Source organism: uncultured Corynebacterium sp. (genome assembly GCF_947253065.1).
Lineage (GTDB): Bacteria > Actinomycetota > Actinomycetes > Mycobacteriales > Mycobacteriaceae > Corynebacterium.
The window spans coordinates 42,627-68,272 of the sequence record NZ_CAMXWS010000007.1 but is presented as its reverse complement, the minus strand read 5'-3'; the positions used below and the strand labels follow the sequence as shown (position 1 = coordinate 68,272).

24 protein-coding genes are annotated in these 25,646 nt (G+C 60.1%); 3 read left to right on the top strand and 21 right to left on the bottom strand.

From position 1 onward, the window contains the following. Window positions 1–227 precede the first annotated feature (227 nt). The 11 genes from groL to glmS all read right to left on the bottom strand — a co-directional run bounded on the left by groL (window position 228) and on the right by glmS (window position 10,023). Window positions 228–1,835, bottom strand: coding sequence for a chaperonin GroEL (gene groL, locus Q0X21_RS03330; RefSeq protein ID WP_297850322.1), 1,608 nt, complete (start codon window positions 1,833–1,835; stop codon window positions 228–230). Between the two features lie 24 nt (window positions 1,836–1,859). Further along, window positions 1,860–2,162 carry a co-chaperone GroES gene (gene groES, locus Q0X21_RS03325; protein WP_297850321.1) on the bottom strand — a complete coding sequence of 101 codons (303 nt, stop codon included), beginning with the start codon at window positions 2,160–2,162 and terminating at the stop codon, window positions 1,860–1,862. Window positions 2,163–2,388: 226 nt separating this feature from the next. Then, complete coding sequence (locus tag Q0X21_RS03320; RefSeq protein ID WP_297850320.1) at window positions 2,389–2,838, bottom strand: hypothetical protein; 450 nt, start codon at window positions 2,836–2,838, stop codon at window positions 2,389–2,391. 130 nt (window positions 2,839–2,968) lie between these two features. Next, window positions 2,969–4,027, bottom strand: coding sequence for a tRNA (adenosine(37)-N6)-threonylcarbamoyltransferase complex transferase subunit TsaD (gene tsaD, locus Q0X21_RS03315; protein WP_297850319.1), 1,059 nt, complete (start codon window positions 4,025–4,027; stop codon window positions 2,969–2,971). Next, window positions 4,024–4,563 (bottom strand): ribosomal protein S18-alanine N-acetyltransferase, encoded by a 540-nt coding sequence (rimI, locus tag Q0X21_RS03310; protein WP_297850318.1) that lies wholly within the window; start codon window positions 4,561–4,563, stop codon window positions 4,024–4,026. The genes tsaD and rimI overlap by 4 nt, the downstream gene beginning before the upstream one ends. Further along, the gene (tsaB, locus tag Q0X21_RS03305; RefSeq protein ID WP_297850331.1) at window positions 4,560–5,279 is read right to left on the bottom strand and encodes a tRNA (adenosine(37)-N6)-threonylcarbamoyltransferase complex dimerization subunit type 1 TsaB; all 720 of its coding nucleotides are present in this window, start codon (window positions 5,277–5,279) and stop codon (window positions 4,560–4,562) included. Before tsaB ends, rimI begins: the two co-directional genes overlap by 4 nt. Before the next feature lie 19 nt (window positions 5,280–5,298). Then, window positions 5,299–5,826: a hypothetical protein gene (locus Q0X21_RS03300; RefSeq protein WP_297850317.1), complete on the bottom strand. Its 528-nt coding sequence runs from the start codon at window positions 5,824–5,826 to the stop codon at window positions 5,299–5,301. A gap of 10 nt (window positions 5,827–5,836) precedes the next feature. Continuing rightward, the gene (gene tsaE / locus Q0X21_RS03295; protein WP_297850316.1) at window positions 5,837–6,337 is read right to left on the bottom strand and encodes a tRNA (adenosine(37)-N6)-threonylcarbamoyltransferase complex ATPase subunit type 1 TsaE; all 501 of its coding nucleotides are present in this window, start codon (window positions 6,335–6,337) and stop codon (window positions 5,837–5,839) included. Beyond that, entirely contained in the window at window positions 6,337–7,455 is a 1,119-nt protein-coding gene (alr, locus tag Q0X21_RS03290) for an alanine racemase (protein WP_297850315.1), read from the bottom strand. Before alr ends, tsaE begins: the two co-directional genes overlap by 1 nt. A gap of 24 nt (window positions 7,456–7,479) precedes the next feature. Continuing rightward, window positions 7,480–8,142: a hypothetical protein gene (locus Q0X21_RS03285; RefSeq protein ID WP_297850314.1), complete on the bottom strand. Its 663-nt coding sequence runs from the start codon at window positions 8,140–8,142 to the stop codon at window positions 7,480–7,482. Between the two features lie 9 nt (window positions 8,143–8,151). Then, the gene (glmS, locus tag Q0X21_RS03280) at window positions 8,152–10,023 is read right to left on the bottom strand and encodes a glutamine--fructose-6-phosphate transaminase (isomerizing) (RefSeq protein WP_297850313.1); all 1,872 of its coding nucleotides are present in this window, start codon (window positions 10,021–10,023) and stop codon (window positions 8,152–8,154) included. 111 nt (window positions 10,024–10,134) lie between these two features. Between glmS and Q0X21_RS03275 the strand changes: the two genes are divergently transcribed. Next, on the top strand, window positions 10,135–10,992 hold the full coding sequence (locus Q0X21_RS03275; RefSeq protein WP_297850312.1) for a dienelactone hydrolase family protein: 858 nt from the start codon (window positions 10,135–10,137) through the stop codon (window positions 10,990–10,992). A gap of 244 nt (window positions 10,993–11,236) precedes the next feature. Here the strand turns inward: Q0X21_RS03275 and Q0X21_RS03270 are convergent, their stop codons facing one another. The 9 genes from Q0X21_RS03270 to eccCa form a co-directional block, all read right to left on the bottom strand. Then, entirely contained in the window at window positions 11,237–12,715 is a 1,479-nt protein-coding gene (locus Q0X21_RS03270) for a hypothetical protein (RefSeq protein WP_297850311.1), read from the bottom strand. Then, window positions 12,708–13,007, bottom strand: a complete 300-nt coding sequence (locus tag Q0X21_RS03265) for a hypothetical protein (protein WP_297850310.1) — start codon at window positions 13,005–13,007, stop codon at window positions 12,708–12,710. The genes Q0X21_RS03270 and Q0X21_RS03265 overlap by 8 nt, the downstream gene beginning before the upstream one ends. Window positions 13,008–13,117: 110 nt before the next feature. Then, window positions 13,118–14,461, bottom strand: coding sequence for a phosphoglucosamine mutase (gene glmM, locus Q0X21_RS03260; RefSeq protein ID WP_297850309.1), 1,344 nt, complete (start codon window positions 14,459–14,461; stop codon window positions 13,118–13,120). Between the two features lie 151 nt (window positions 14,462–14,612). Next, a complete protein-coding gene (rpsI, locus tag Q0X21_RS03255; RefSeq protein WP_297850308.1) occupies window positions 14,613–15,185 on the bottom strand; it encodes a 30S ribosomal protein S9 in 573 nt (190 codons plus the stop codon). Further along, the gene (gene rplM / locus Q0X21_RS03250; RefSeq protein WP_087117192.1) at window positions 15,185–15,628 is read right to left on the bottom strand and encodes a 50S ribosomal protein L13; all 444 of its coding nucleotides are present in this window, start codon (window positions 15,626–15,628) and stop codon (window positions 15,185–15,187) included. The genes rpsI and rplM overlap by 1 nt, the downstream gene beginning before the upstream one ends. A 427-nt stretch (window positions 15,629–16,055) precedes the next feature. Then, window positions 16,056–16,343: a WXG100 family type VII secretion target gene (locus Q0X21_RS03245; RefSeq protein WP_297850307.1), complete on the bottom strand. Its 288-nt coding sequence runs from the start codon at window positions 16,341–16,343 to the stop codon at window positions 16,056–16,058. Window positions 16,344–16,396: 53 nt separating this feature from the next. Further along, the gene (locus Q0X21_RS03240; RefSeq protein WP_297850306.1) at window positions 16,397–16,720 is read right to left on the bottom strand and encodes a WXG100 family type VII secretion target; all 324 of its coding nucleotides are present in this window, start codon (window positions 16,718–16,720) and stop codon (window positions 16,397–16,399) included. Window positions 16,721–16,884: 164 nt separating this feature from the next. Beyond that, on the bottom strand, window positions 16,885–17,967 hold the full coding sequence (locus tag Q0X21_RS03235; protein WP_297850305.1) for a type VII secretion-associated protein: 1,083 nt from the start codon (window positions 17,965–17,967) through the stop codon (window positions 16,885–16,887). Beyond that, window positions 17,964–21,587 (bottom strand): type VII secretion protein EccCa, encoded by a 3,624-nt coding sequence (gene eccCa, locus Q0X21_RS03230; RefSeq protein WP_297850304.1) that lies wholly within the window; start codon window positions 21,585–21,587, stop codon window positions 17,964–17,966. Before eccCa ends, Q0X21_RS03235 begins: the two co-directional genes overlap by 4 nt. 226 nt (window positions 21,588–21,813) lie before the next feature. On the opposite strand from eccCa, the gene eccD reads away from it, so the two are divergent. Then, a complete protein-coding gene (gene eccD, locus Q0X21_RS03225) occupies window positions 21,814–23,142 on the top strand; it encodes a type VII secretion integral membrane protein EccD (protein WP_297850303.1) in 1,329 nt (442 codons plus the stop codon). A gap of 2 nt (window positions 23,143–23,144) precedes the next feature. Beyond that, window positions 23,145–24,350: a type VII secretion-associated serine protease mycosin gene (mycP, locus tag Q0X21_RS03220; RefSeq protein ID WP_297850302.1), complete on the top strand. Its 1,206-nt coding sequence runs from the start codon at window positions 23,145–23,147 to the stop codon at window positions 24,348–24,350. Here mycP and eccB read toward each other — a convergent pair. Then, window positions 24,316–25,614, bottom strand: a complete 1,299-nt coding sequence (gene eccB, locus Q0X21_RS03215; RefSeq protein ID WP_297850301.1) for a type VII secretion protein EccB — start codon at window positions 25,612–25,614, stop codon at window positions 24,316–24,318. The genes mycP and eccB overlap by 35 nt on opposite strands. Window positions 25,615–25,646: the final 32 nt, after the last annotated feature.

Genomic DNA, 25,646 nt, shown 5'->3' with positions numbered 1-25,646 from the left:
TTTATTTACCTCCCGTTCACTTTACCTCTTTGTAGCCGCATCCCAAAACCATCTACGCAGTACATTGCGTCAGACGGGCTCGCCATCGCCTGGACTATCACTGGACTATCGAACGCCCAAATAGAAGACAAAGGGCCTGACTCCGATAAAAGTTCGGAGTCAGGCCCTTTGTTGGCTTCTTCCCTCGATGACCTCCGAGGGAAGAGTGCGCTTATGCCACGGTGAGACTAGTGGCTGTGGCCGTGCTGTTCTTCTTCCTCTTCAGGCTTGTCCACAACGGAAGCCTCAGTGGTGAGAACCATGCGTGCCACGGATGAAGCGTTGACCACTGCGGAGTGGGTCACCTTCACCGGGTCGATGATGCCCTGCTCGATGAGGTTGCCGTACTCGAGGGTGGCGGCGTTGAAGCCTTCACCATTCGGCAGCTCAGCGGTCTTGGACACAACGACAGAGCCGTCAAGACCAGCGTTTTCTGCAATCCAGAAAGCGGGCTTGGTCAGTGCGCGAGCAACTGCCAGGACGCCGACCTTCTGCTCACCTTCGAATTCCTCAGCGTAGGTCTCGAGTTGCTTGGAGATCTGCACGAGAGCGGAGCCACCGCCAGCGATGATGCCTTCCTGGGCAGCAGCGCGGGCTGCGTTGATGGCGTCCTCGACGCGCAGCTTGCGCTCGTTGACCTCGGTCTCCGTCGGAGCACCGACGCGGATCACTGCAACACCACCGGACAGCTTGGCCAGGCGCTCCTCAGCCTTCTCCTTATCCCAGGTGGAATCGGTGTTCTCGATCTCGCGGCGGATCTGCTGACGGCGGTTCTCCACAGCCTCAGCAGTGCCAGCACCGTCAACGATGACGGTGTCATCCTTGGTCACGGTGACACGACGGGCGGAGCCCAGCACGTCGAGCTCAGCGTCCTTGAGGTTCACGCCGACCTCCGGGTCGATGACCGTTGCGGCAGTGACCACAGCGAGGTCATCCATGAAGGCCTTGCGGCGCTCGCCGAAGTACGGGGACTTCACGGCGACGACCTTCAGGGCACCACGGATGGTGTTGACCACGAGGGTCTGCAGCGGCTCGCCCTCGATGTCCTCTGCGATGATCAGCAGCGGACGGGAGGTACCCACGGCCTTCTCCAGCAGCGGAAGGAATTCCGGCAGGGAGGAGATCTTGTTACGCACAAGAAGGATCTGCGAATCCTCAAGGACAGCCTGGCCGGCCTCCGGATCAGTCATGAAGTAGGGCGACAGGAAGCCCTTCTCAAAGGAGATACCTTCGGTGACGTCCACGTAGGACTCGATGGACTGGGATTCCTCGACGGTGAGGACGCCGTCCTTGCCCACCTTGTCCATCGCACCGGAAACCATCTCGCCAACGACGGAGTCGCGGGAGGAAACGGTAGCCACATTTGCGATCTCCTCGGAAGAAGACACCTCGGTGGCACGAGCCTTGAGCTCCTCAACAGTCTTTTCAGCTGCTGCGGCAATACCCTTGTTCAGCTCGATCGGGTTGGCACCGGCGGCGACGTTGCGCAGTCCTTCGTCGATAAGCGCCTGCGCGAGCAGGGTCGCGGTGGTGGTGCCGTCGCCTGCGATGTCATTGGTCTTCACAGCAACGGACTTGACCAGCTGTGCGCCGAGGTTCTCAAACGGATCCTCAAGATCAATATCGCGGGCGATGGTCACGCCATCATTGGTCACGGCCGGGCCACCGAAGGCCTTGTCCAGAACCACGTTGCGGCCGCGCGGGCCAAGAGTGACGCGAACGGAGTCAGCGAGAACACCAACGCCGCGCTGGATGCCCTCGCGGGCCTCCTGATCAAATGCAATCAGTTTTGCCATTGTGGGGTTCTTCCCTCCCCTTCTTTACTTCTCGACGACGGCCAGCAGGTCACGAGCAGACAGGAGCAGGTACTCCTGGTCGCCGTACTTGAGCTCGGTGCCGCCGTACTTGGAGAAGATGACAGTGTCGCCTTCCTTCACATCGACCGGAATGCGGTGCTCGCCCTCATCGTCCCAGCGGCCCGGGCCGACAGCCACGACGGTAGCCTCCTGCGGCTTCTCCTGGGCGGAATCCGGAATAACCAGGCCGGACGCGGTGGTGGTCTCAGCCTCGACGATCTGGACGAGGATCTTGTCCTCAAGGGGCTTGATGTTGACGTTTGCCACGATGAAAACCTTTCTTGAAAGTTGTTCTTTTTAGCTTTCTTGTCGGCGACACCACGCCAAGTGTGGTGCCCTGCCAGGGAGGTTTCGCGATGCGCAGCCGTCGTCGCGGGTGAACAAACTGTGCCCAAAACCTGGTTAGCACTCTACCTACGGGAGTGCTAAACGACAACAAGGCTGGGCGCACATGCCCAGCCTTATAATCCGCTCCCCCCTATGTCCGTGCGTTCTATGCCTGGGGCGTGCCCAGGTTCAGCACGGCATTACGCCACAGCTGATATTCCTCTTCATTGTCCGAGCGGTAGTTGCGTACGGCACGGATCGTGTTTTTGATTCCTTCCACTACTTCCTCGTCGATGCCTTTTCCTGCACGTCCGGTGAAGATCACCGGGCCAGAAATCGCGGTCACCGGATCCTGGAGGAAACTCGGATTATTCGTCGCTGCGGTGTTGCGTGCCATGGAAGCGACCGGATTCGGCTCCGCTCCCTCTTCCTTGGCCTGTGGAGAATAAAACGCATCGTAAGACGGGCCGTCGTGCTCGAAGGCGACCTTGACTCCTTCACTCACGACGGGGCCGAGAAACTGATTCGCATCATCAAGATCGAAAACGATGCGGCGAAAGGTCAGATCCGGGTTGACGAGCAGCCCAAATTTCTCCTGGTCGCTGTGGTTAGCCATGCGGTTATCCTTCAAGGTGAAATGTGACGAAAGGCAATAACGCACATAACAGTAACCCGGATTGCCCAACTTGGCTCGGCGAGCGGAACCACAGGCTGGGCAGCCACATGGAACAGGGCTTTTACAAGACTTAGCTCGCGGCTGTAACGAGCGGAATCTCCACGTCCAGCGAGGTATCCGTTGCTGTATTCAGCCCAGATGGCTGACCGCCCTCATTAATCAGCTGTGCTGCCAGCGCCGCAATCATCACACCGTTGTCCGTGCACAGCGCAAAGCGCGGGACCCGCAATTCAATTCCGTGTTCAGCACACCGCTGCCCTGCCAATTCACGCAGACGCGAATTCGCCGCAACGCCTCCGCCGAGCAGCAAGGTTTTCGCGCCAGTGTCCTGGCACGCCAGGATCGCCTTCGCGGTGAGCACATCAACAACAGCTTCCTGGAAAGAAGCACAGACATCTTCAATGCTGATCACTTCGCCGTTGCGTTCGGCGGCCTCGACATAGCGTGCCACGGCAGTTTTCAACCCCGAGAAGGAGAAATCAAAGCGGTGCTCGCCACGCAGGTCCTCCGCGCGCGAGAGACCACGCGGGAAACGGATCGCCTGACCATCGCCCTTCTTCGCCAACGCATCGATCACCGGTCCGCCCGGGTACCCCAAACCGAGCAGTCGGGAGACTTTGTCGTAGGCCTCACCCGCGGCGTCGTCAAGCGTGCTGCCCAGCTCCTTCATCGGCTTGCCCACAGCATCGACTTCGAGCAGCTGTGTGTGCCCGCCGGAAACCAGCAATGCGATCGAGTGCGGCAATTCCTCCGCGCCCTCAAGATTGGCCACGGCAACGTGCCCGCCCAAGTGGTTCACACCGTAGAACGGCACGCCCCATGCCGCTGCGTACGCCTTTGCAGCAGACGCGCCAACGAGCAATGCGCCCGCCAGGCCCGGACCAACGGTTGCCGCGACAGCATCAGGCTTATCGACGCCAGCTTCCGCCAGCGCCTTCTCCATCACCTGCGGCATGGCCTCCAGGTGTGCGCGGGATGCGATCTCAGGCACCACGCCTCCGAAGCGGGCATGCTGCTCCATCGACGACGCGACTGCATCGGCCAGGATTTCTACCTGCCCGTCCTCATCGAGTCGCACAATACCCACGCCTGTTTCATCGCAGGAAGATTCAATTCCAAGAACAATCACTGCCTGCTACTCCTTTCAAAAGGGCCTTCTCCCCCATCACGGGCTTCGCGCTCGCTGATGCTGGGCCGCATCATGGTGTATGCATCCGCGCCTGCTGGTTGGTAATAGCCTTTGCGCACACCGATCTTGTTGAAACCGTAGCGCTCATACAGCCCTAATGCCGCTTCGTTATCGGTGCGGACTTCTAAGAACATCTGCCCGTCATACATATCGGCAGCGTTTGTGAGCTGGTCCATAAGCACCCGGCCAAGTCCTTTGCCTTGGTGTTCACGAGCTACTGCGACGGTGTAGACCTCAAATTCCGGGTCATCGGCCGGACCGAGTTTGGCCAGCCCGGCATAGCCGACTAATTGCTCGCCCTCCGCCTCGTCGTCTTCGTCCCCGCTGTCTTCAAAGACCCCGACGTAGAACGTGTACGGGTGGGCGAATTGCACCAGGAACACATCGCGTGACCAGGGAGTCTCATCGGCGAAAAGATCCGCCTCAATCGTGGCGGCCGCGCTCGCATCGGCAGCGGTGAGCTCACGCAGCTTCATCGCTGCTCCTCAGCTGCCTCCGCCGCATGTGCACCCTTCGGCAGATCCGGGATCGCCGGCGATTTCGGTTTCGGCGTCGGCTCCTTCGCATCAGGGCGACGCAAATAAAGCGGGACGAGTGGCTCTGGTGTTGCAGCCAGATCCGCAACAGCGACAAGACCCGCCGGACGCGGTGCGACATACGTGAACGTGTCAGCTTCAACCGCGAGCTGCTCGCGGAGATTCTCCGGCACGCTCACCACGTCGGTCTTGTTGTCCGTTCCTTCAAGAGAAACAGCAGCGGGCGCGATCACATCCGGACCAGAAACGCGGTTCTCCCCTGCGTACTGTGCCCAGTACACCTCACGGCGACGGGCATCAGTGACCACCAGCGATGTCGCTTCCGGTGCATCTGCTGCAATCTGCGCGGCCACAGCATCGTGCGTGCACACCCCATGAACGGGAATGCCGAGCGCTTGCCCGAAAGCGGAGGCAGTAGCCATGCCCACGCGTAGACCGGTGAAGGGCCCTGGACCGCAGCCCACAACCACGGCACCAAGATCACCGAATTCCTTGCCGCTCTCGCGCAGCAGCTCGACCACCGTAGGAACGAGCAGCTCATTGTGGGAACGGGTCGGAATGATCCGTTCTGTCAGCGTGACGTGCTGCCCATCGGTCACTTCCACGAGACCTGCAACAAGGTCGGTGGTGGCGGTGTCGATGGCCAGGACGATCATGTCTCGCACTTATCTCCGCTTACTCAGCACGAACGCCGAAGCGCCAGATATCGCCATCCCAGTACACCGGGAAGCCCTGCTCAGTGCTGAAGAACTGATCGAAGTAATTGCCGTTGCACAGGTCCATGACATCGTTGGACACCGGGTCCACCGAGTCAACACCTGCCTGTGGGTCCTTGGACAGCAGCAGGTAGTTATTGCCAGATTCAAGGTCGACCTGGTCGGCGACATCGCCGGCGGCCTCCAACTTGGCGTCGACAAGCTCCTTCGGCTCTTCTGCACACACCGGGACGAATGCTACGACATCGTCACCGTAGACCTGACGCAGGTCGAGCAACTGTCCAGCGACCGCCGCATTAGCGGGCGGCTCCATGTTTTCCAGTGTCTGCACGAGCGAACCGGATCCTTCCGCACTGCCTGCGGACGCTGAGCTAGAGGCACTCGAGCTCGTTTTTGGCAGCAGGAAAACCATTGCTGCGAGCGCAATGATCCACAGCGCAATGACGATTCCGAACCAGCCTTTTTGGGCACCTGTGAGCTTTTGCATGGCCACAACCCTACTCGGACGGCGTCCAGGAGATGATCCGACCCTGCGATTCGGGGTCTTCTTTCACACGCGTTTCACGATCCAATTCCACGAGCAGGTAGCGCGCAGCGATCTGCTCGACGAGGCCACCGCCCCATTCCGCCACCACCACAGAATCAGTCAGTTCCGTGTCCAGGTCCAGCGCATCGAGCTCACCCAACGGATCCACCGCACCAGTGCCACCGACGCTGTCGAGCAAACGGTACGCATCCACATGAACAAGCGCCGGGTTCCCCGGGGTCAGCGCCTTGTGTTCGCGCGCAATGATGAAAGTCGGACTAGTCACACGCCCTTTGACGCCCATTCCTTTCGCGATTCCTTGCGTCAACGTGGTCTTTCCTGCGCCCAGCGGGCCATCCAAAATCACTACGTCGCCCGCTTCAAGCGCCGCACCGAGTCGCTCCCCGAACGCACGAGTGTCTTCCGCGGTCTCGCACTCAACCGTGCCTTTTTCCACAAACGGCGGCTTCATTACACCTCGCCCTTTCGCTTATCGACGTCCCCTGTACCCCCATATTCCCTGCGCACCCTTCCATGCGGCGTGCACACCACCTCATAGTGGATCGTCCCAACACGATCTGCCAGCTCAGCAGCGCTGATGCCACCGTTGCCGAAGATGATCGCCTCATCCCCCACTGCGACATTGTCAGCGTTATCTCCCAGCCAAATAATGAACTGATCCATGCACACTCGCCCGACCTGCGGGTAGCGGCGACCACGGATAGTCACTTCAACTGCGTCTTGCCAGGACCGTGGCAGACCATCGGCATACCCCACTGGAACGACCGCCGTCCAGCCATCTTCTGGCGCCTTCCACGTCAGGCCATAGCTCGCGCCCTCCCCCTTCTTGATGCGTTTCACCGCAGTCAGGTTCGCCGCCCAGGTCATGGCTGGGGTGAGCGCGGCGGCGCGGATAAGCACATCTTCGTTCTGCGGAACTGGGTTGAGGCCGTACAACGCGATGCCTGTGCGGACCTGGTCGAAAGTGAGCGCCGCGCTGGTCAGCGTTCCTGGTGAATTGGCCAAATGATTGCGCTGCACGTCGAGTCCTGCCTCACGTGCACGCTCAATGGCGCGGGTGAATGTGGCCAGCTGGTCCGCATTATGCGGGTGCTCTGGCTCGTCCGCGCACGCCAAGTGTGACATCAACCCAACAACATTGAGCCCAGCCTCGTGTGCCTGTTCAAAAGCCGCGTCCCAATCTTCCTCGTCGATCCCGGAACGATTCATGCCCGTATCCACGACGATGTACAACGGTGCGGAAACGTCGTGTTCGATCAACCAATCCAGGTGCTCCTTGCCCGGAACGCCAATCTCAATGCCTTCCGGAATCTCCTCGCCCGGCTCCCACAGCCACGCAGTCACCGGCTTGTCCGTCAGCGCGCGGACCTGTCTGGCTTCATCAAAGGTGGCAACACCGAATGCATCAGCACCAGCTTCATCCATCACCGGAACCACGTGCTCAGCGCCGTGGTTATACGCATCAGCTTTGACCACGCACACCAAACGGGTCGTACCCAACTGCTCTTTCAGCAAACGCGTATTGCGCGCGATCGCCCCCACATCAATGCGCAAAACCGAAGAACTCATGGGTGACATTGTGCCACTGCGACACTAAAACATGTGGACGATACCCAGCACGATAAGCAGGATTGATACCGCCCACGTCGCACCGAGCGAGACCTTCTGCGAATTCTCCCGTGCAGCATCAAAGACCCGCGCCGCCGGGCTATCCGGTGCAAGACGCACCCACCCCACCAAGATTGCGCACAGGGTGGGCAGACTCAACGCCACCGTCGCATACAACACCAAGAATGCGTAGCGCACCGCCACATCGACCCCTGCTGCCGACAACACCGCAAGACCGCCATAAAACGGCACCGAGGTCGCCGACTGAATCAACCCCAGGGCCAGACCGACCACCACAGTCTTGAAAGATGGCGACCTGAGTGGTTCCAGAACCCGGTTGACCAGGCCAGAATTATCCCCACCCCGCAGGGCTAACAAGCCGGTGAGCACACCAGTAGCGATCAAAAGGATGCCAAAAATCGGGCCCTCGACGAACCTGAGCACCAGATCACCCAGCCCGTCGAAGACCACCAGCATCAAAAATGCCAAAGCGGCCACACCCAGCCAGTCGCCGGCGATCAACAACGCCGAAGTCTTTGCGTACTGGCCGTGGCGGCCGCGGGGCAACATCACGCCGAGCGCAACGATCACTCCGATCAACAGCAGGTTGATCGAATCGACGAATGCGAACTGAACGGCGTGAAGCATGCCGAGAATCTACTCGACAGTGACGGACTTAGCCAGATTGCGTGGCTTATCGATGTCCTCATTACCGCACTCCTGCGCAATGAATGCCGCCAGGAACTGCAGCGGAACCGTAGCCAGCAACGGCTGCATGATCGTCGGAGACTGAGGGATACGCAGCAACCAGTTTGCGTACGGCTCCACAGCGGTGTCACCCTCTTCCGCGATCACGATCGTCTTCGCACCACGTGCACGGATCTCCTGGATATTGGAGACGATCTTGGAATGCAGCTGGGACACACCACGCGGGCTTGGCACAATCACCACGACCGGCAGATCATCCTCAATCAGCGCGATCGGGCCGTGCTTGAGCTCACCCGCAGCGAAGCCCTCAGCGTGAATGTATGCGAGCTCCTTGAGCTTCAGTGCACCCTCAAGTGCGATCGGGAATCCAACGCCGCGACCGAGGAAGAGCATGGTGGACACAGCACCAAGGGTGTTCGCGATGTGCTTGCACTCGTCGAAGTTCTCCAGTGCAGCTTCGATCTTCTCCGGGATCGTCTCGAGCTCATTCCAGATCGCGTGGATCTCATCCGGGTACTTCGTGCCCTTCGCCTGCGCCAGCGCCAGACCAACGATGTAGTTAGCTGCAACCTGCGCCAGGAATGCCTTGGTGGATGCCACACCGATCTCCGGACCAGCGTGGGTGTACAGCACAGCATCCGACTCACGCGGGATCTGCGAGCCATTGGTGTTGCACACTGCGAGCACCTTCGCACCCTGTGTCTTGGCGTGCCGGACTGCCTCGAGGGTATCGGCGGTCTCACCCGACTGGGAGATCGCCAGAACCAGCGTGCGCTCGTCCAGCACCGGGTCACGGTAGCGGAACTCAGAAGCCACCTCGATCTGCACCGGGATACGCACCCAGTGTTCAATCGCGTACTTGGCGGCCAGACCGGAGTGGTACGCCGAACCACAAGCAATGACGAAGACCTGGTCGAAGGACTTCAGCTCACTGTCAGTAATGGTGTTCTCATCCAGCGTGATGCGCTGGCCATCCCAGTGCCCAGCAAGGGTGTCACGGACAGCAGCCGGCTGCTCGTAGATCTCCTTCATCATGAAGGAATCAAAGCCACCCTTCTCAGCAGCTTCCAGGTCCCAGTCGATGGTGAACGGCTTACCAGCACCTGGCGTGCCGTCGAAGTTGAGCACACGGTAATCATCAGCCGTGATGACCACGACCGAATCGGACTCCAGCTCCACGGCATCCTTGGTGTGCTCAATGAAAGCAGCCACATCGGAGCCCAGGAACATCTCATTTTCGCCGACACCGACGATCAGCGGAGTCGAACGACGAGCCGCGATGATGGTGTCCGGGTGATCAGCGTGCGTGAACAACACGGTGAACGCACCCTCGAGTCGGTTGAGTACCTTCAGTGCCGAAGCCTCAAAATCGCCCTTGGTGGAGCCTTCATCCTCACCGTTGTATGCACGCGCAAGCAGGTGCGCTGCGACCTCAGAGTCGGTCTCCGATGCCAAGGTGACATTCTCGCGCTCCAGCTCAGCGCGCAGCGGTGCGAAGTTCTCAATGATGCCGTTGTGCACGATCGCCGCACGCCCGTCATAGGACAGGTGCGGGTGCGCATTCTCATCGGTCGGACGGCCATGCGTTGCCCAACGGGTGTGACCAATAGCGGTCGTTCCGCTGAGCGCATCCGTGCCCAATTCAGCAATCTTGTCTTCAAGGTTGGCCAGCTTGCCCGCCCGCTTAGCGACGGTCAGATCTCCCCCGCCAGCCACGGCAATACCCGACGAGTCATACCCGCGGTACTCCATCCGGCGCAGCGCTTCGAGCGCGATGGGCAGCGCTTGCTGCTGACCTACATAACCCACGATTCCACACATGCGAACAAGGATAATGCACGCCTAAACCTCAGACCGGACCAACACCTCCGTGGGCACCTCTGCGAACGATCCCGCGCCCCCGAGACAATTCAATGCAGTATCCTGTTCCTCGTGTCTGCGAAGTTGAAGAAGCTCAGCGAATTGTCCAAGCGTGGCCCGTACCGGGTCATGGAAGGTGATCTTGGGTACACCGGCCTGTCCGGCAAGGTCTTTGTGCCTGCCGAAGGTAAAGGCATCCCCGGTGTGGCTTTCGGCCATGACTGGATGAAGAGTGCCGATGATTACCGCAAGACCCTGCGCCACTTGGCTAGCTGGGGCATCGCCGTTGCTGCACCGGATACCGAGCGTGGCTTCAAGCCGAATCATTCCGGTTTCGCTGCTGACCTGGAAACCTCGCTGCAAATTCTCGCTGGTGTGAAGATGGGCAACGGTAACGTCACCGTTTCCCCCAACAAGCTCGGCATCGTCGGCCACGGCATGGGTGGTGGCTGCGCTGTACTTGCCAGTGTGAACAACGAGAAGGTCAAGGCTGTTGCCCCGCTATACCCGGCATCTGTCGCACCTTCTGCGGACCAGGCTGCCCGCTCCCTTTTCCTCCCCGGCCTAATCATCGGTCCGGATGAGGACGCGGACGCGATTTTTGATCCGGGCAACCCGGCGCGTTTGGCTTTCAACTGGGCTGGTCCGGCCGCGTACCGCACCGTGAAGGACGGCAACCAGAAGTCCTTCAGCGAGGACGGTCTGAAGAAGTTCCTGCTTGGCCAGGGTCGTTCGAATACCAGCGTCCAGGAGACGGTGCGTGGTCTGCTCACCGGTTTCTTGCTGCACCAGCTCGACGGTGAGAAGAAGTATTCCGCTTATTCCGAGCTGGATGCTGAGGGCAAGAATGTCGAGTCCGTCTACGGTGTTGAGCTCGCCGACCGGGCGGAGTTCCATCGTTCTGATGCTGGTTCCAAGGGGCTCTTCTAACTTCGCGGCTGCTCCGTCGGCCCTTCCCTACGGAGCACACCTTGCACCCGCCCGTGCCTCATCCCGCGGTATGTTCCGCGTGGAGTTTGCGCGGGCGGTTTTTTGATATTCATTTCTTTGGCTAGGGCCTGTTGGCGGGCCGCCTGTTCCATTTGCTTTTGACTTTGCTTGAGCACCAGCTCAAAATCAGCCATTCGGCGTGCTGTTCGCTCTTGGAATTGTTCCGCGAATTGTTGGAAGTCCATTACCAAGCCCCCGTCTTCCGTGCGCGCTGCTGTTCTTCAGGTTTCTGCTGTTGTGCCGGCTGTTCCTCCACCGCTTGCTGCGGTACTTGCGCCTCAGCCGGTGCGGGTTTCTCAACAGGTGCTTGTTCCACCGGTGGTGTCATAGCTGCGGGTTCCACCAGTCCCTTCTTCGGCGGTGCCGGTGGCTCTTCCACCTCAGCTAGTTCAGGTGGTGGCGCGATCGTCCCGTTCTCATCGCATTCAGGTTCAGCCTCTGGTTGTGGTTCAGGCGCTGGCACAGGTGCTTCTTCGCATTCAGGTTCAGCTTCTGGTTGTGGTTCGGGAGCAGGCTCAGGACATTCCTCCACTGGTGGCAGCGGACATTCCATCTGGGAGAACGCATCCGCTACGGATTGGCCAAAGGCTTCGAGCCCTGCGGTCACCTGGCCGACGATGCAGTCTCCTGCCGGTCCGATCGGCGGAACACTCGGCGGGACAGGCAGATTCGCATCAATATTCACCGTGATATTCACGCCCCCACCAGCTAGCCCTGCCGCAGCCGGAATCGTTGGAGCTGGCGGCCTCGGTGGTGTTTCCGGGCACGAGGCGGGCGTCGTTTCCACCACCGTCTGTGGCGGCGGCGCTGTTGCTGGTGCCGGTGCCACCGCTGGTGGTGGTGTCTTTGCCGGAGTTACCGTCTCTGGTGCAGCCGGAACAGGCGCGGCTTGTGCCGGGGTAGTCGGTGGGCATGGTTCTGCAGCAGATGGCGGTGACGCTGGTGCTGGTGTTGACTCTGGGCACGGTTCTGATTTGGGTGCTGGCTGTGGTGCGGGGGCGCTATCGCATTTTTCCGGTGAGGTGAATTTCTTGGTGTCGGGTGGTGGGGCGTCACATGTGCCGTCGCAAAGCTCGCGCAGGCCGTCGTAGCACCCACCGATTGATTCGTTTCGGTCCTCGACTGTCCTCTCAATGGACAACAGTCCCTGCAGGATCGGGGCTGCAACACTTGCGCCGAGTTTGAGGAACGGAACGCCTTTCACCGAATGGATCAATGAGAGCAGGATATTGATGATCATCTGGATGCCGGTGTTCGCGGCCGAATCGATCTTGTTCACCGAATCCGCGCATTCCGACGACTTCTGCACAAGCTGATCCAAGCTATCGGAATGGTCGCACTGCTCCTGGTCCAGCAGGTCCTCATGACCGGCGATGCCGATACTGCGCAACCATTCCTCATCACCGGCAGAACTCGACGAGCCGACCCGTGGTAGCCCAGCGAGTGCACCGATCAGCCCAGCGACGCCGCCACCCTTCGGATTGATATGCGCCATCTCCGGTGGAACAGCACTGGTATCCAGACCATTCGTCCAATCAATCTTCGCCGAAATGGATGCCACACGAGCACCTACTTGCGCCGATGTTGTTGCAGGCACGCCGGGCACCGAAGCAAGCTCCCGGACGATCGCATCAAGACCGCTTTTCAGCTGCACATTAGACATAACGGCTCAACTCCGCAGCAGTAGCAGCATCAACAGTTTCGACATCATCGAGGACCCGGAGGATTTCCTCGAACTGGTTCACGCGAGCCTGCAGGCGGTGAATCGTGCGATCGTGAACGCGGTGCACAGCAGAGGCAACGCTTGCCCCATGGTCAGCAAACCCCTGCCCAAACGCACCTGGATTGATCGCGGGCTTCCGCGCCTCAAGCTGATCAATCGCCTCGTTATAGCTAGTGATCCTGAACTTCAACACGACCCGGAGTTCCTCCGGATCCGCATGTAGCTGTGCCACACTCATCACTCCCCCACGTGATTGAAGCCGCAAAAAGCGGCAGTCTTCATCTTTCTAAAGACTTAGACTGCCGCTGACCCCTATTCGGTTCCCTCGAACCGAAAATTTGTTTAAACCGCTGCGACCACCGCTGCCAGTCGTCCCGCGACCTTGCGCGCGTGCTCTTCTTCAGCAGCTTCCACCATCACGCGGAACAGCTCTTCGGTGCCCGAGGGACGCAACAGCACACGGCCATCGCTACCCAGCTCTGCTTCAGCTTCAGCGATCGCTTCCTTCACCGCCGCGTCATTAAGAATCAGAGACTTGTCCGAGACCGGCACATTGATCAGCACCTGCGGCAGCACCGTCATCACGGCCGCCAATTCCTTCAGGCTCTTGCCCGTCTCAGCCATACGCTCCATGATCAACAGGCCCGACAGGGTGCCGTCACCGGTCGTTGCGCGCGCGGGCACAACGATGTGGCCAGACTGCTCGCCGCCGAGCGAGAAATCGCCACGGTTGAGCTCTTCCAGCACGTAACGGTCGCCGACCTTCGTCTCACGCATCGAGATGCCTTCACGCTGCATGGCCAGCTTCAGACCAAGGTTGCTCATCACCGTGGCAACCAGTGTGTTCTCGCGCAGGGACGACTTTTCCTTCATGCCCAGAGCGAGGACCGCCATGATCTGGTCGCCGTCAATGACATTGCCTTCCGCATCGACAGCCAGGCAACGGTCCGCGTCACCGTCATGAGCCAAGCCCAGATCAGCATTGTGCTCCACGACGGCTTTCTGAATCTGCTCAATGTGCGTAGAGCCCGAATTGTCATTGATGTTGTACGCATCAGGCTTATTGAAGATGGCCACAACCTCAGCGCCCGCCGCAGCGTACGCCTCCGGGGCGATCTTCGATGCCGCACCATTCGCACAGTCCACCACAACCTTGATGCCCTTCAGCGACGTCGTCACCGACTCCGCCAGGTGCTCAAGGTAGCGGACGTGTGCATCCGGGCTTTCCTCGATAATGCGTCCGATACCGGTACCAGTCGGGCCGCCCTCTTCAAGGTTGGCCATTGCGTGCTCGATCTCGTCCTCCACGGCGTCGGCAAGCTTCTTGCCACCAGCGCTGAAGAACTTGATGCCGTTGTCCGGCATCGGGTTGTGCGATGCCGAAATCATCACACCGATATCCGCGCCGTAATCATCTGTGAGGAACGCCAAGCCCGGAGTCGGGATCACCCCAACGCGGAGCACATCCACACCCTGGGATGCCATGCCCGCGGCCATCGCAGCAGCGAGCATCTCACCCGAAACACGCGGGTCGCGCCCAATGATCGCAGTGGGGCGACGCTGCTCCGAACGCTTATTCCGCGTGAGCACTTTCGCCGCAGCCTGCCCGAGCTTCAGCGCCAGCGGCGCAGTCAGTGACTCATTGGCCAAGCCACGCACACCATCAGTTCCAAACAGTCGAGTCATGACAATCAATTATGCCGTAGACGCTGTTTGCTGCTCGGTACGGGTTCCAGTTGACGGCACAGCGTCGATTTTTTCCAAACGTCCCCGAGAAAGCAGAAACGCCGCCACCCCACAGCGTGGGACAGCGGCGAACCAGCGTGAAAAGCAGTGCTTAACGCTTGGAGTACTGCGGTGCGCGACGTGCCTTGTGCAGACCAGCCTTCTTGCGCTCCACTGCACGAGCGTCACGGGTGAGGAAGCCAGCCTTCTTCAGGGTCGGGCGCTCAGCCGGGTTGTAGACGTTCAGTGCGCGGGCGATAGCCAGACGCAGTGCGCCGGACTGGCCGGTCGGGCCGCCGCCGCCAACGTTTGCCTTGATGTCGAACTGGTTCTCGCGCTCAAGCAGAGCCAGCGGGGACAGGATGTCCTGCTGGTGCAGCTTGTTCGGGAAGTAGTCCTCGAGGTCACGGCCGTTGACCGTGATCTTGCCCTCGCCCTCAACGACGGTCACGCGAGCGATTGCGCGCTTACGACGACCGACAGCCTGGATCGGGCCCTCGTGGAAGGAAGCGACCTCGACGGTCTCTTCCTGGGTGTCCTCGTCGCCTGCGACGGCGTCACCGATGGTGTAGTTGAACTCCTCGGTGGCAGCGGTAGCTGCGTCGATGTCGGTCTGCGTAGCCTCGACACCTTCCGTCTGGCCAGCGTTCGTGGTCTCTTCGGTGATGTTGTTCGGCTCGGTCATTACTGTGCCACCTGCTTAAACTCGAAGTTCTCGGGCTTCTGCGACTCGTGCGGGTGCTCGGAGCCGGTGTAAACGTGAAGCTTCTTAATGGACTGACGAGAGAGGCGGTTGTGCGGCATCATGCCCTTCACAGCCTCTTCGATCACGCGGTCCGGACGCTCATCAAGAGCACGGCCCAGGGTGATGGACTTCAGGCCACCCGGGTAACCGGAGTGGCGGTAGCGCATCTCGCGATCGCGCTTGTTGGACGAAATGTGGACCTTGTCAGCGTTAATGACAATGACGTGGTCGCCGGTGTCAGCATTCGGCGCGTACTGCGGCTTGTGCTTACCGCGCAGCAGATCTGCCACGGTGGAAGCAAGCTTGCCCAGCACCACGTCGGTAGCGTCGACGACGTACCACTTGCGGGTAATGTCACCGCTCTTCGGGTGGTAGGTAGACATATATGACTCCTTGAAGTCTTTATCTAGAGGCTGCCGGCCAGGGCGCGCTCAACCTTTCCCTTCCCGGTTCCGGCGGCCGGTGGAGACCCGGTGGGAAGACCCGATAAATCCTTCAGGCCACTAGGTGGCAAAAGGTTTTACCGGATGGCAAAACACACAGGGTGTTTACCTTAGAGCAACTGGTGGTCAGACACCAAAACGTCGCCGCTGCGAAACGCTGCTGCGGCGACGTATCTTCAACATGGTTCGAAACGTCTTGAAGAGACCGAAAAAGATCCGAAATAGCTCTGTGGGCACCGCCAGCCCCAGGCGGTGCCCACAATGAGAGCCCGATGAAAGGTGCGCGGGCTTTATTCGCGTCTGCTCCCCAGGATGTGGGAATGGTTTAAGGGAAAGCCCGCGCCAGACAGATTCTGATTATTCGTATTTACCCCCAGCTATTTGCAGCAGCAGTGTTGACGGCCTGCATACGGTTGTTGCCCTCATCGACCGCGCGGCCAATGGTTGCCAGGATCTCGTTGAGTTCCGCGGCGGCGGTATCCCACTTGGCCTGGTGTGCCTGGTAGCTCTCAGCGGCTTCGCCTTCCCAGGTGGCCACCATTGGCTTGAGCTGACCCTTGAGATCTTCGAGCTGGCTGCCGATGTTGCGGGAAGAAGACTCGATATCAGCTGCGGCACCTGCCAGCGAGCCGAATCCGTACTTAATCACTGTCACGATGTTCTCTCCTTATTTTGGGATGTGTGGTGTGCGGTGTGCGACGAATGGATCTACAGCGCCAGGCCGCCGGACGGTGCGATGGTGGCGAATACGTCAGAGTTGGTTGCGTCGACGTTTTCGAAATTGCCGGCATTGTCGCGAATATTGGTTGCGATTCCGCGGAGTGCCTCGCTGAGACGGCGCTCGGCGTCATCGAAACGGATCATCAGCTCATCAAAGCTGGCCTGTGCGGTACCGGACCAGTAGTCGCGCGTGGATTGTGCGACATCCTGCAGGCGATTGAGTTCAGCATTCACCGCGTCGTTGGTGCTGTCTACATTGTTGGCCGCGTTGCGCATAACGTCGGCTTCTGTACGGAACTGAGCGTTGCTCATGTTTCCTCCCCCGATGTGTTGTGTGTTGAAAAGAAGTGGATGGGGCACGTTGTTCAAAACCGTGTTCAAACCATTCGTGGCCTTTCCATCCTTATTTGACTGCCCCGCCCCCCGTTTCGGTTCCCTCAAACCGAAAACTTTTTGGGCTTGAGGGATTTTGGCTGCTAACCAGGCGAGAATCGGGCGGATTCATTGGCCATCGTGCACGTGGCCAACTGCACTGTGGTGGGCATGGTCTTGGTGTGGCAACCAATGGAGATCTGCACGTCACGGTCGGTCCAGGTACTCCATTGAGCTTTTGATCCATCGGGCAGATCGTGTTCGTAGCGGACACTCGTGTCGTCACTTTCGATGTGACGTAACTCTGGGTCTTCTTCGATGTCTTTTTTGACCTGGCGTATGACGGCTTCAGGTTCGACGCCGTAGAGCGGGTCAACGGCGAGCTGGAGACGGAAGTCCGGATCGGGACCTGTTGCCCGCCACATGTCGCCATCAGGCTCAAGGTGAAAGCCGACGGGCAATTCAACGCTCAAACCATCTTGTTCAAGCGTGACCTTGTCTACCTTCGCAGGCTCTGGCGTTTCTGGTGACTCTGGCGGCTCTTCACTGAGATCGCTCCCGATTGATTCTTCTGACCACGGAGCCTTATCTCCCACTTGGTTGGCTGCTTCGGAGCTATTGGCCGCTAGTTCATCCGTTGAGTTTCCTCGGTTGGTGACAAACCAGATCGCCACGGCACATACTGCGACGACAAGGAAAACAGCCCCAGTAAGCATGTAGCCGGAGCGCCCGAAACGTTCATTACGACGTGGCTCTAAGACAGGTCGTCGGACCGGGATGTGTCCGATTTCTTCCCATGATTCCGTCGCTGGATGAGTCTCGGTCCCTGCAGAGGAAGGCAGAGCGCCGGCATGCGAAACACGCGCAGCGTTATCTTCACTGTCTTCGCTGTCCTCACCGTCTTCACTGATTTCGCAGGTGAGCTCCACCTCGTAATCGCCGAAAGCCTCAATCAGCTTCCCCAACATCGCCTCGGTGGCGACAAGGTGAACTGTTGCCCACGCTGGATTCTCCCCCAGCACACTGCGGGCATAAGAGACGATTTCGCCAGCGGTCGGGGTGTCGTAGCGGTACACATTGGTCAGTCCGCTGAAGACAACGTGGTCGGCAGCAACAGTAATGGTGAGCACCGCATCTGCGGCGCTTCCTGTGGATGAAAACTCAGTGGTTGCGGGTGGGGTGGTCACTGGGGTGCCTCCGTGGTGGCGTCGATAAGCGTGCTGTGTGCGATGTGGATGGCGCCGAGCGCTTCGTTATCGCGGACGAGAATGCCGCGGCCGGGGCGCAGTGGCATTGGGCGAACGCCAAAGAGCGCGCCTTCGTCTTTGGTGCCGGACATGATGATCACGTCAGGGATTTGGTCTTTAAGCGCGCTGAGGAATGGGCCAAGTAGTGCGCGGGCGGTGCCACCGAATTTGCGGGCGACGATGATGTGTAAGCCGATATCTTGGGCATGCGGAATGAGTGACACGAGCGGGCGAAGTGCATCGTCACTGACAAGCTCGAGATCGTCGATGAGGAGGTAGATGTCCGGACCCTCCCACCACGAACGAGCGGCGAGCTGATCGGCATTCACATCAGGTCCAGGAAGTCGGCTACTCAACGTGGTCACCGTGTCAGCGATCGCGGCGGACGCCGCATCATTTGAACCGGCATAAGCCGCCACCATCGGGTGGTTTGAGACGCGCAGGTGCGTGCGCCGCGGATCGATAATGACCATGCGTGCAGTTTCACGGGACAGGTGCGCAAGGCCTGCGATCGCTGTGTTTACCAGCGTCGATTTTCCTGCGCCCGAAGCGCCGATCGCCAGCAAGTGCTGCCGTTCAAGCTTGATCGCCGCAATATCGCGACCACCGATACCAAGCACGACCTCACTGCGCTGCACGTCTGCTGCAGCGATCTCATGCACCTCAACATGCTCCGGCAGCACCTTCAGCGCCGGCACCGGAGTCTGTCCAGCTGCCTGCGCCGCGATGTGCGCGATGTCTTCTTTCGCAGTAGCAGCGATCAGCATGCTCTTGCCCGCAGCCGTAATGCCACGTCCCGGCGCGATGGGCAGTTTCTCCTGTAGTTTGCGGTCTAAGAGCGAGTCCATCGGCTCGGTGAGTTTGAGCTCCAGGCGCGTGCCAATCAGGTCACGCACATTCGGTCGGATCGCATTCCACCGCTGCGTAGTCACGATGAGGTGTACACCAGCCGCCGGGCCTTCCGCCGCGATTGTGGCCAGTGCATCCTTCAGATCTTCGAGCTTCGAATCAGGTGCGACGATCGCCTGCCAGCCATCCACGACCAGAACAGTCCGTGCGGGTCGGGCGCGACGCTTATCGACGATCCCTAGCACCTCATCCACCACCCTTCTCACTCGCTCTTCATCACTGCGCTGCGCCACGCCAGCCACGTGTGGCAGGGACTCGAGTACCTTCGAATCACCGCTGCCCGCGTCGATGATGTAGAAACCGAGCTGGTCTGTGCTGTGCGTTGCTGCCAAGGACGCCACGATCGTGCGCACCGCCATCGACTTGCCGGTCTGCGGACCACCGGCAATAGCCACGTGCCCGCCAGCTATACCCAGATCAAGGGTGAGGGGGTGTTGGCGCTGGTGATAAGGGTCGTCGATAAGCCCGATGTTCGCTTTGAGCTCCCCTGCTTCCTCGCACACTGCGGGCAAATCGACGCGATCTGGAAGAGGGGGAAGCCACACCGTGTGCGCCTGCTGCCCGCGGGCTTTCGCAGTCTGTTTTGCCGCGCTGACCACCTCAGCGAGCAGTGTCGTCGATGAATCCGCGATCATCTCACTGATCGGTTCTTCTGTCTCGTCCCATCCTTCAAAGAGACGGACCTGCGGGGAATCTTCCGGGTCTGTTGGCTCCGCGGGGCGCAGCAACGGCCCTGAAACATATGCGGCTTTGAACCGTGTCAGCTCCGTCGATGCCGTTTTGAGGTACCCCGTTCCCGGGTCCGCTGGCAGCTCATAGGCATCTGGCACGCCAAGCACCTGGCGTGACTCCGCTGCTGAGAATGTGCGCAAACCGATCCGATACGACAGGTGCGAATCCAGCCCGCGCAGCTTGCCTTCCTCCAAACGCTGCGAAGCTAGCAATAAGTGCACACCCAAAGACCTGCCCAAACGCCCGACCGCGACGAAGAGATCCGCGAAATTTGGGTGCTGGCCGAGAAGTTCTGAGAACTCATCCACCACAATCACCAAGGACGGAAGTGGCTCCAGATCCGGCCGCGTGCTTGTGCGCGCATCGTTGTAATCGGTGATATTCGCGAAATTTCCTGCCGCACGCAGCAATTCCTGACGACGATTCATCTCCCCCGAAATCGCGTCATACATGCGCTCCACCAGGATCGCTTCATCCTCAAGATTGGTGATCACCGCCGACGTATGCGGCAACCCCTCACACCCAAGAAACGTCGCACCGCCCTTGAAATCCACGAGGACCAAATTCAACTCATCCGGCGAATGCGTCGCAGCGAGTGCGACGACGAGAGTTCTCAGCAGTTCCGACTTTCCGCTGCCCGTAGCACCGATGCACAGCCCGTGTGGCCCCATGCCACCGTGCGCGGATTCCTTCAGGTCGAGGTACACCGGTTGCCCATCGGATCCAATTCCGATCGGAACAGTGAGGCGTTGGCGGCTCTGTTCCCTCCCTGGCCACATCGTCGGACCGGCAAGGTGCTCAATGTCGTCGATGCCGAGCAGATCAGTCAGGCCTGCGCCGTTCGCGCTAACGGTTCCTTTGTCCGGCCTGCGGTAAAACGCAAGGCTGCGATAGATAAATTCCGCCGCACCAGCACTGAACTGGTCCGGAACACCAAGCTTCTCCTGACCAGAGGCGGTCACTGCGTCAATCGTGTCACCGCACAGCAAGTGCAGCGCACCGTCATGTACAAATGCGTCTTCGTCTTCAGTCACCGCGATAACGCAGTCCGCCTCCGCATAGGCCATTGCACCGGGTGATCCTGCATCCACAACCGCGACCGTGAAGTGCGCGGCTTGCGGGTCACGGGTATGTGGCAGCCACTTCGCCGCCTCACACCCGCAAGCACTGATCTCCAGGCCGAGTGTTTCTGGTCCGTGAAAGAAAGCCAGTTCGGCGATCATTGCGCGAGCTGTGTCCACTGCTCCTGGTCCAGCGAGTGTGACCAATGGGAAGGCCTCTAGCTGGACCACGATCGGCATCCCCTGCACCACGCTGACAGCAGCCACCGTGCGGCGCAAGCTCACTGCGCACACCGGATCAAGATCTTCGGGCGAACCAGGATCTGCGACGTCGACAGGCGTGCACAAGGACGAAGCACCCGTGCCAACCCGCACTTCAAATGCGCGCGGATCATCAGCTGTGCGCTCCCACACGCGCTCCGTGTCCACGGCATTGACCAAGTGTTCTGGCTGCGGGTGAAAGAATTCAACATGCTTGCGCTGCTGCTTCGCATTCCCCCGTGCACGCTGGGCTAATGCGTCGAGGTGTCGCAGATACACCCGGCGCGATTCATCAATATCGCCTGCCTTTTCGGGTGGGTTCAAGGTGGCTAAAAGTCCCATCACCATCATCAGTGGGAAGACCATCAGCATGGGGCTCAATCCTCGGCCGCTGAGAGCGAAGATCGCCACCATTGCACCGATAGCGGCGACCATGACAACCGGCATGAGGATGCGCATCAGCGGTTCAGGTGACCTGCGCACCGCATCCGGAACGCTCTCTGCATCCAGCTTCCCCGTCGGCAAAGGCGGTGCCGCATCAATCACAGAACCTGTCGCCGGTGGCGTCTGAATTGGGTCATTATCCAGCCCGAGCATTATTTTCCCCCCTTGGTCCACGCACCTACCCTGTTGCGCTTCAGCATCGAAGAGCCCCCTGCTCTTCGCGCATTACAACAAGTCGGTGTCGTTGAACCGAAAGTCTAAATGCCGCGCAACCCGTATGCCTTTCTGCAATGTCCACTGAAGTGGACATCGTTCTGTTTCGCATTTTCCTGCCGGCATGCACACTGGCTTTTGCAACCAAGCACACACGGGGGAAATCATGGTCGCTGCTTCAACCCATCATGTTGTTCGAGTCACCGTGCGCATCAGCGCGGCACCTTTTCATCGCTCTATCGACGTGAGTTTGCCCACGTCATCGACGTTCAGCGAGGTGCTGCCGGAACTAGCGCGACTCATTGAACTGCCAGAGACACGACAGCCGTGGGAATTCGCCACCGCAGCGGGAGCACCATTGGATCCGCATATTCCGCTGCACAACATGCGGCTGCGGGATGGCCAGGTGCTCGCGCTGCGTCCCCATGAGCCGGTCGCGCCACCAGTGGTGCGTGATGCTGCCGAATCATTGGCGGCTACAGCAGCAACAGCTACTCGTTCGGGGATTGATACGGCGGCAACGCTCGCCGGCGCTGTAACTGCGGGCCTGCTCATCGCTGCATTGTCTACTCCACTGATCGGTGCCGCGGCGAGCACGTTGATCATGCTCGTGGTGGCTCTCGCCGCACGCTCACGTGCGATCTTCCCGGCTGCGGTGTTCAGCGCCGGGATTGTGTGCGGCGCGTGGGTCGCTGGTGGTTCCGCTTTGGCATGGCCTCCTACCACTGATGCGGCATTCGGAGCGATGTCTTCAGCCCTCGTCGTCGTGGTTCTCACTATTGGTGGGGCGTATCTCCGCCTGGCTGGTCCGCGTCTTTCAGCAGCTGTGGTCGCGGGAGCTGTCCTGATCATTATCGGTGCGCTCGGAGTGTGGTTGCCCGCGACTGAAGCACCGGCAGCGGCGGTGGTTCTCACCGGTCTCATCACCGTGATGCTCACCCCGTCTGCTGCCACGCGTGCTGCGGGTCTACGCATTCCACGGGTCCCTACCGCCGGACAAGAATTCGGTATCGCTGATGACTATCAAGATGACGTCGATGAACGTGCTCATGCTGCTCGTGCGATTACTACGGGGATCAGTGCAGCGACAGCAGTGTGTATGATTCCAGCGCTGATCATTCTTGCTTTCTCCGGTGGGGGCTGGGTTTTCGCGTTGTGTATCTGTGCTGCCGGTGCGCTCATCGTGCATGCCTCGCGCCACCACGATTCCGTGCCACGCCTCAGCCTGGGTTGCACCGCCGTGAGCGCATCGGCCTGCGGTATTGCGGCAGTCGCTGTGAGTGCCCATAGCGGTAGTGCTCACCCAGCTCTCATGATCGCCGCCGCGTTTTTTGCTCTCGCCGCTGCCACGTCTGTGCTGTGGGCCGCGCGCGTTCCTGATCTGGAGCCCACCACGCTCGTGTGGGTCGAGCGCGCCGAAGCAATCGCGATCATCGCGGTCATTCCGCTCGCCGTGCATCTCACCGGCATCTTCGAGCTCATTCGGGGGCTGTAGAAATGTCACGCACGCTTTTCCGCTTATCGACGCCACTGCTACTCCTCCCCGCCCTTATTCCCTCTCCTTTTGCATCTGCTCAGGATGTGGTGTGTGCCGTCGGCGCTCCCGCCGACGATGTGCAACCTGCAACGGAGAAAGAGAGTGAAAACCGGGAGGACATGCGCCGTCTCGCCACTGGTGCCGGGGTGAAGGTCGCGGTGATCGACACCGGAGTTGCCCGCCACCCGCAGCTGAATCAGTTGGTGGGCGGGGCAGATTTTGTCACGCCTGACGCCCCAGAGCCTTTGCTGGATTGTGATGCCCACGGCACTGTCGTCGCAGGCATTATCGCCGGAACAGAGACGGGGATCGCACCAGATGCGCAGATCATGTCGATCCGCCAATCTTCTGCTCATTACCGAACGCCAACACCACGTGAAGGCGACGAAGATGCGCCTCCTGCCGCAGGAAATCTAGAGACGCTGACCCAGGCCATTCACAATGCGCTTGATGAAAAAGCCAAGGTGATCAATATCTCGGTCGTGTCCTGTGTTGAACCCACGTTGGCATCACGCGTGGACACCCGTGGCATCACCGAAGCACTGAACCGCGCTGAGCACGAAGGTGCAGTGGTGGTGGCTGCAGCAGGCAACCTCACCCACGAGTGCCCTGCCGGATCTACTGTGTACCCAGCTCATTTTCCAACCGTGCTCACTGTCGGTGCGCGTTCAGATGCTCACACGATGGCCGATTACTCACTGCCGGTTCCAGAAGGCACCACGCTGCTTTCCGCCAGAGGTGATGTTCCGCTCGCTCTTGCTCCTGGCAATAAAGGATGGTCCGCAGGTATCGCTGGTGAGCGTGGCGCTGTCGAACCATTTGCGGGTACCAGCTTCGCCACACCAGTGGTTTCCGGCACTGCTGCATTATTGCGACAGCGCTACCCACATGCTTCAGCGGGTGAGATCAGGGACATCATCACCGCATCATCAGAACCGCACGGCGGGGCGGTTGATCCACTTCGTGCGCTGACCTTCATTGAGCATGCACAGAACCCAGATTCAGACCCGCTTCAAGTGAAGCCAGCAGAAACCGTCCGCTCTGCTGCGCCTGCTCGTGGACAGTGGATCGCTGTCAGCACCGTGCTCCTCGCAGCGCTCGCCATCGCAGCAGCCGCACTGCGAGGAATACTCAGTATGTCGCGGTCAACGCGGCCTCGCGGGTAAGTTCTGGGCCTTCCGGCAGCAGACTGATCAGGCTCCACGGCACCTGTTCAATGTGCTGCGCCCCAACGACATCGAGGTTCTCCCGTGTATCCACAAAATGGCGCTGCCCGGAAGCGCTCACCACGTGGTAGCCAGCACCGGTATCAATTCCCACTGCGCCATCTGACAGGCCAACGAAATGACTCGCCGGACTCGCTCCGGAAAGTTCAATTGCTCCCTGCGCGAGGACATCAGTTCCCACTACCGCCGCGGTGCCTGATTCAGTCGAGCAGACAGCCTTCCCATCGAGGTCAACCCATTCAGGCGCAGTGTCTGGCACATCAATGGCCAGTGGGACGTCTGCATCCGGGTATGCCGCGACCTGGGAGGTGGTGACATTGCGGGGAGTGACGCCGGCGTCGATAAGCATGTTCTTTTGTAATTCGGTGACCGCCTGAAGCCCACCATGTGGCGTGAGCACCCACGCTTTGTCGCCGCCCGCATTGTCGGCAATGAGGAGCTGCGGCAGTGGGTTCGGGAGCTTGATTGGCGGCAGCTCACGGAACGTGGTTAGCGCCGCAGCATCGATAGCCAGGCGCGGGACCTGCGCATTAAGTCCGAGCGCGCGGCGAATCACACGGCCCTGCGCATCGTCGGCTGGCGGCAACTTCGCGCGCCCCTCACGCGTGAGCAACCACTCATCCGCATCCAGCTTCACGACGACCCCCTCATTCCCCTTCAACTCCCCCGGCATCGCACCCGCCGCAATGGTCAGCCGCCCGGTGGTGTCCTGGCACGCAGACCACGCCGCGTCCTCCGCGTCGCCCGGCGCGAACATGGACGGTGCGGTAGCGATCCCGAGCGGAACACCACGCTGCATAGCTGTCAGCCGCTCATCCCCCACGCGCTGCGGCTCTTCCGCCACTCCCGCGATGAGGCGCGCGGACGTCAGGTTCGTCACCGGATGCACTTCCTCTCCGACCCGCACATACATCGCGCCATCCGTCGCCCGCAGAATCGCCGCCTCCCCCGGATCCGGATTGGGCCGCAACCACGCAAACAACCCGGACCCCGCGGCGATCAGCGCGACCGCGACAACTCCAAAGATCGCCGAACGACGCCTGGCCGCCAACGGGTCATGGATCATGCGGATATCCCCATAAATCAGACCATGCTCCACGCGCCGCCGCATGAAGCGATGGCCTGAAACCTGCGAACGCGTAGTCGGCAGCAAACGCCGTACGGTCGATGCTTCCCCCGTATCGGTATGAGTGTGCTCAGCCATGTGGACGTCCCCCCGTGGATTAGCGATGGCTT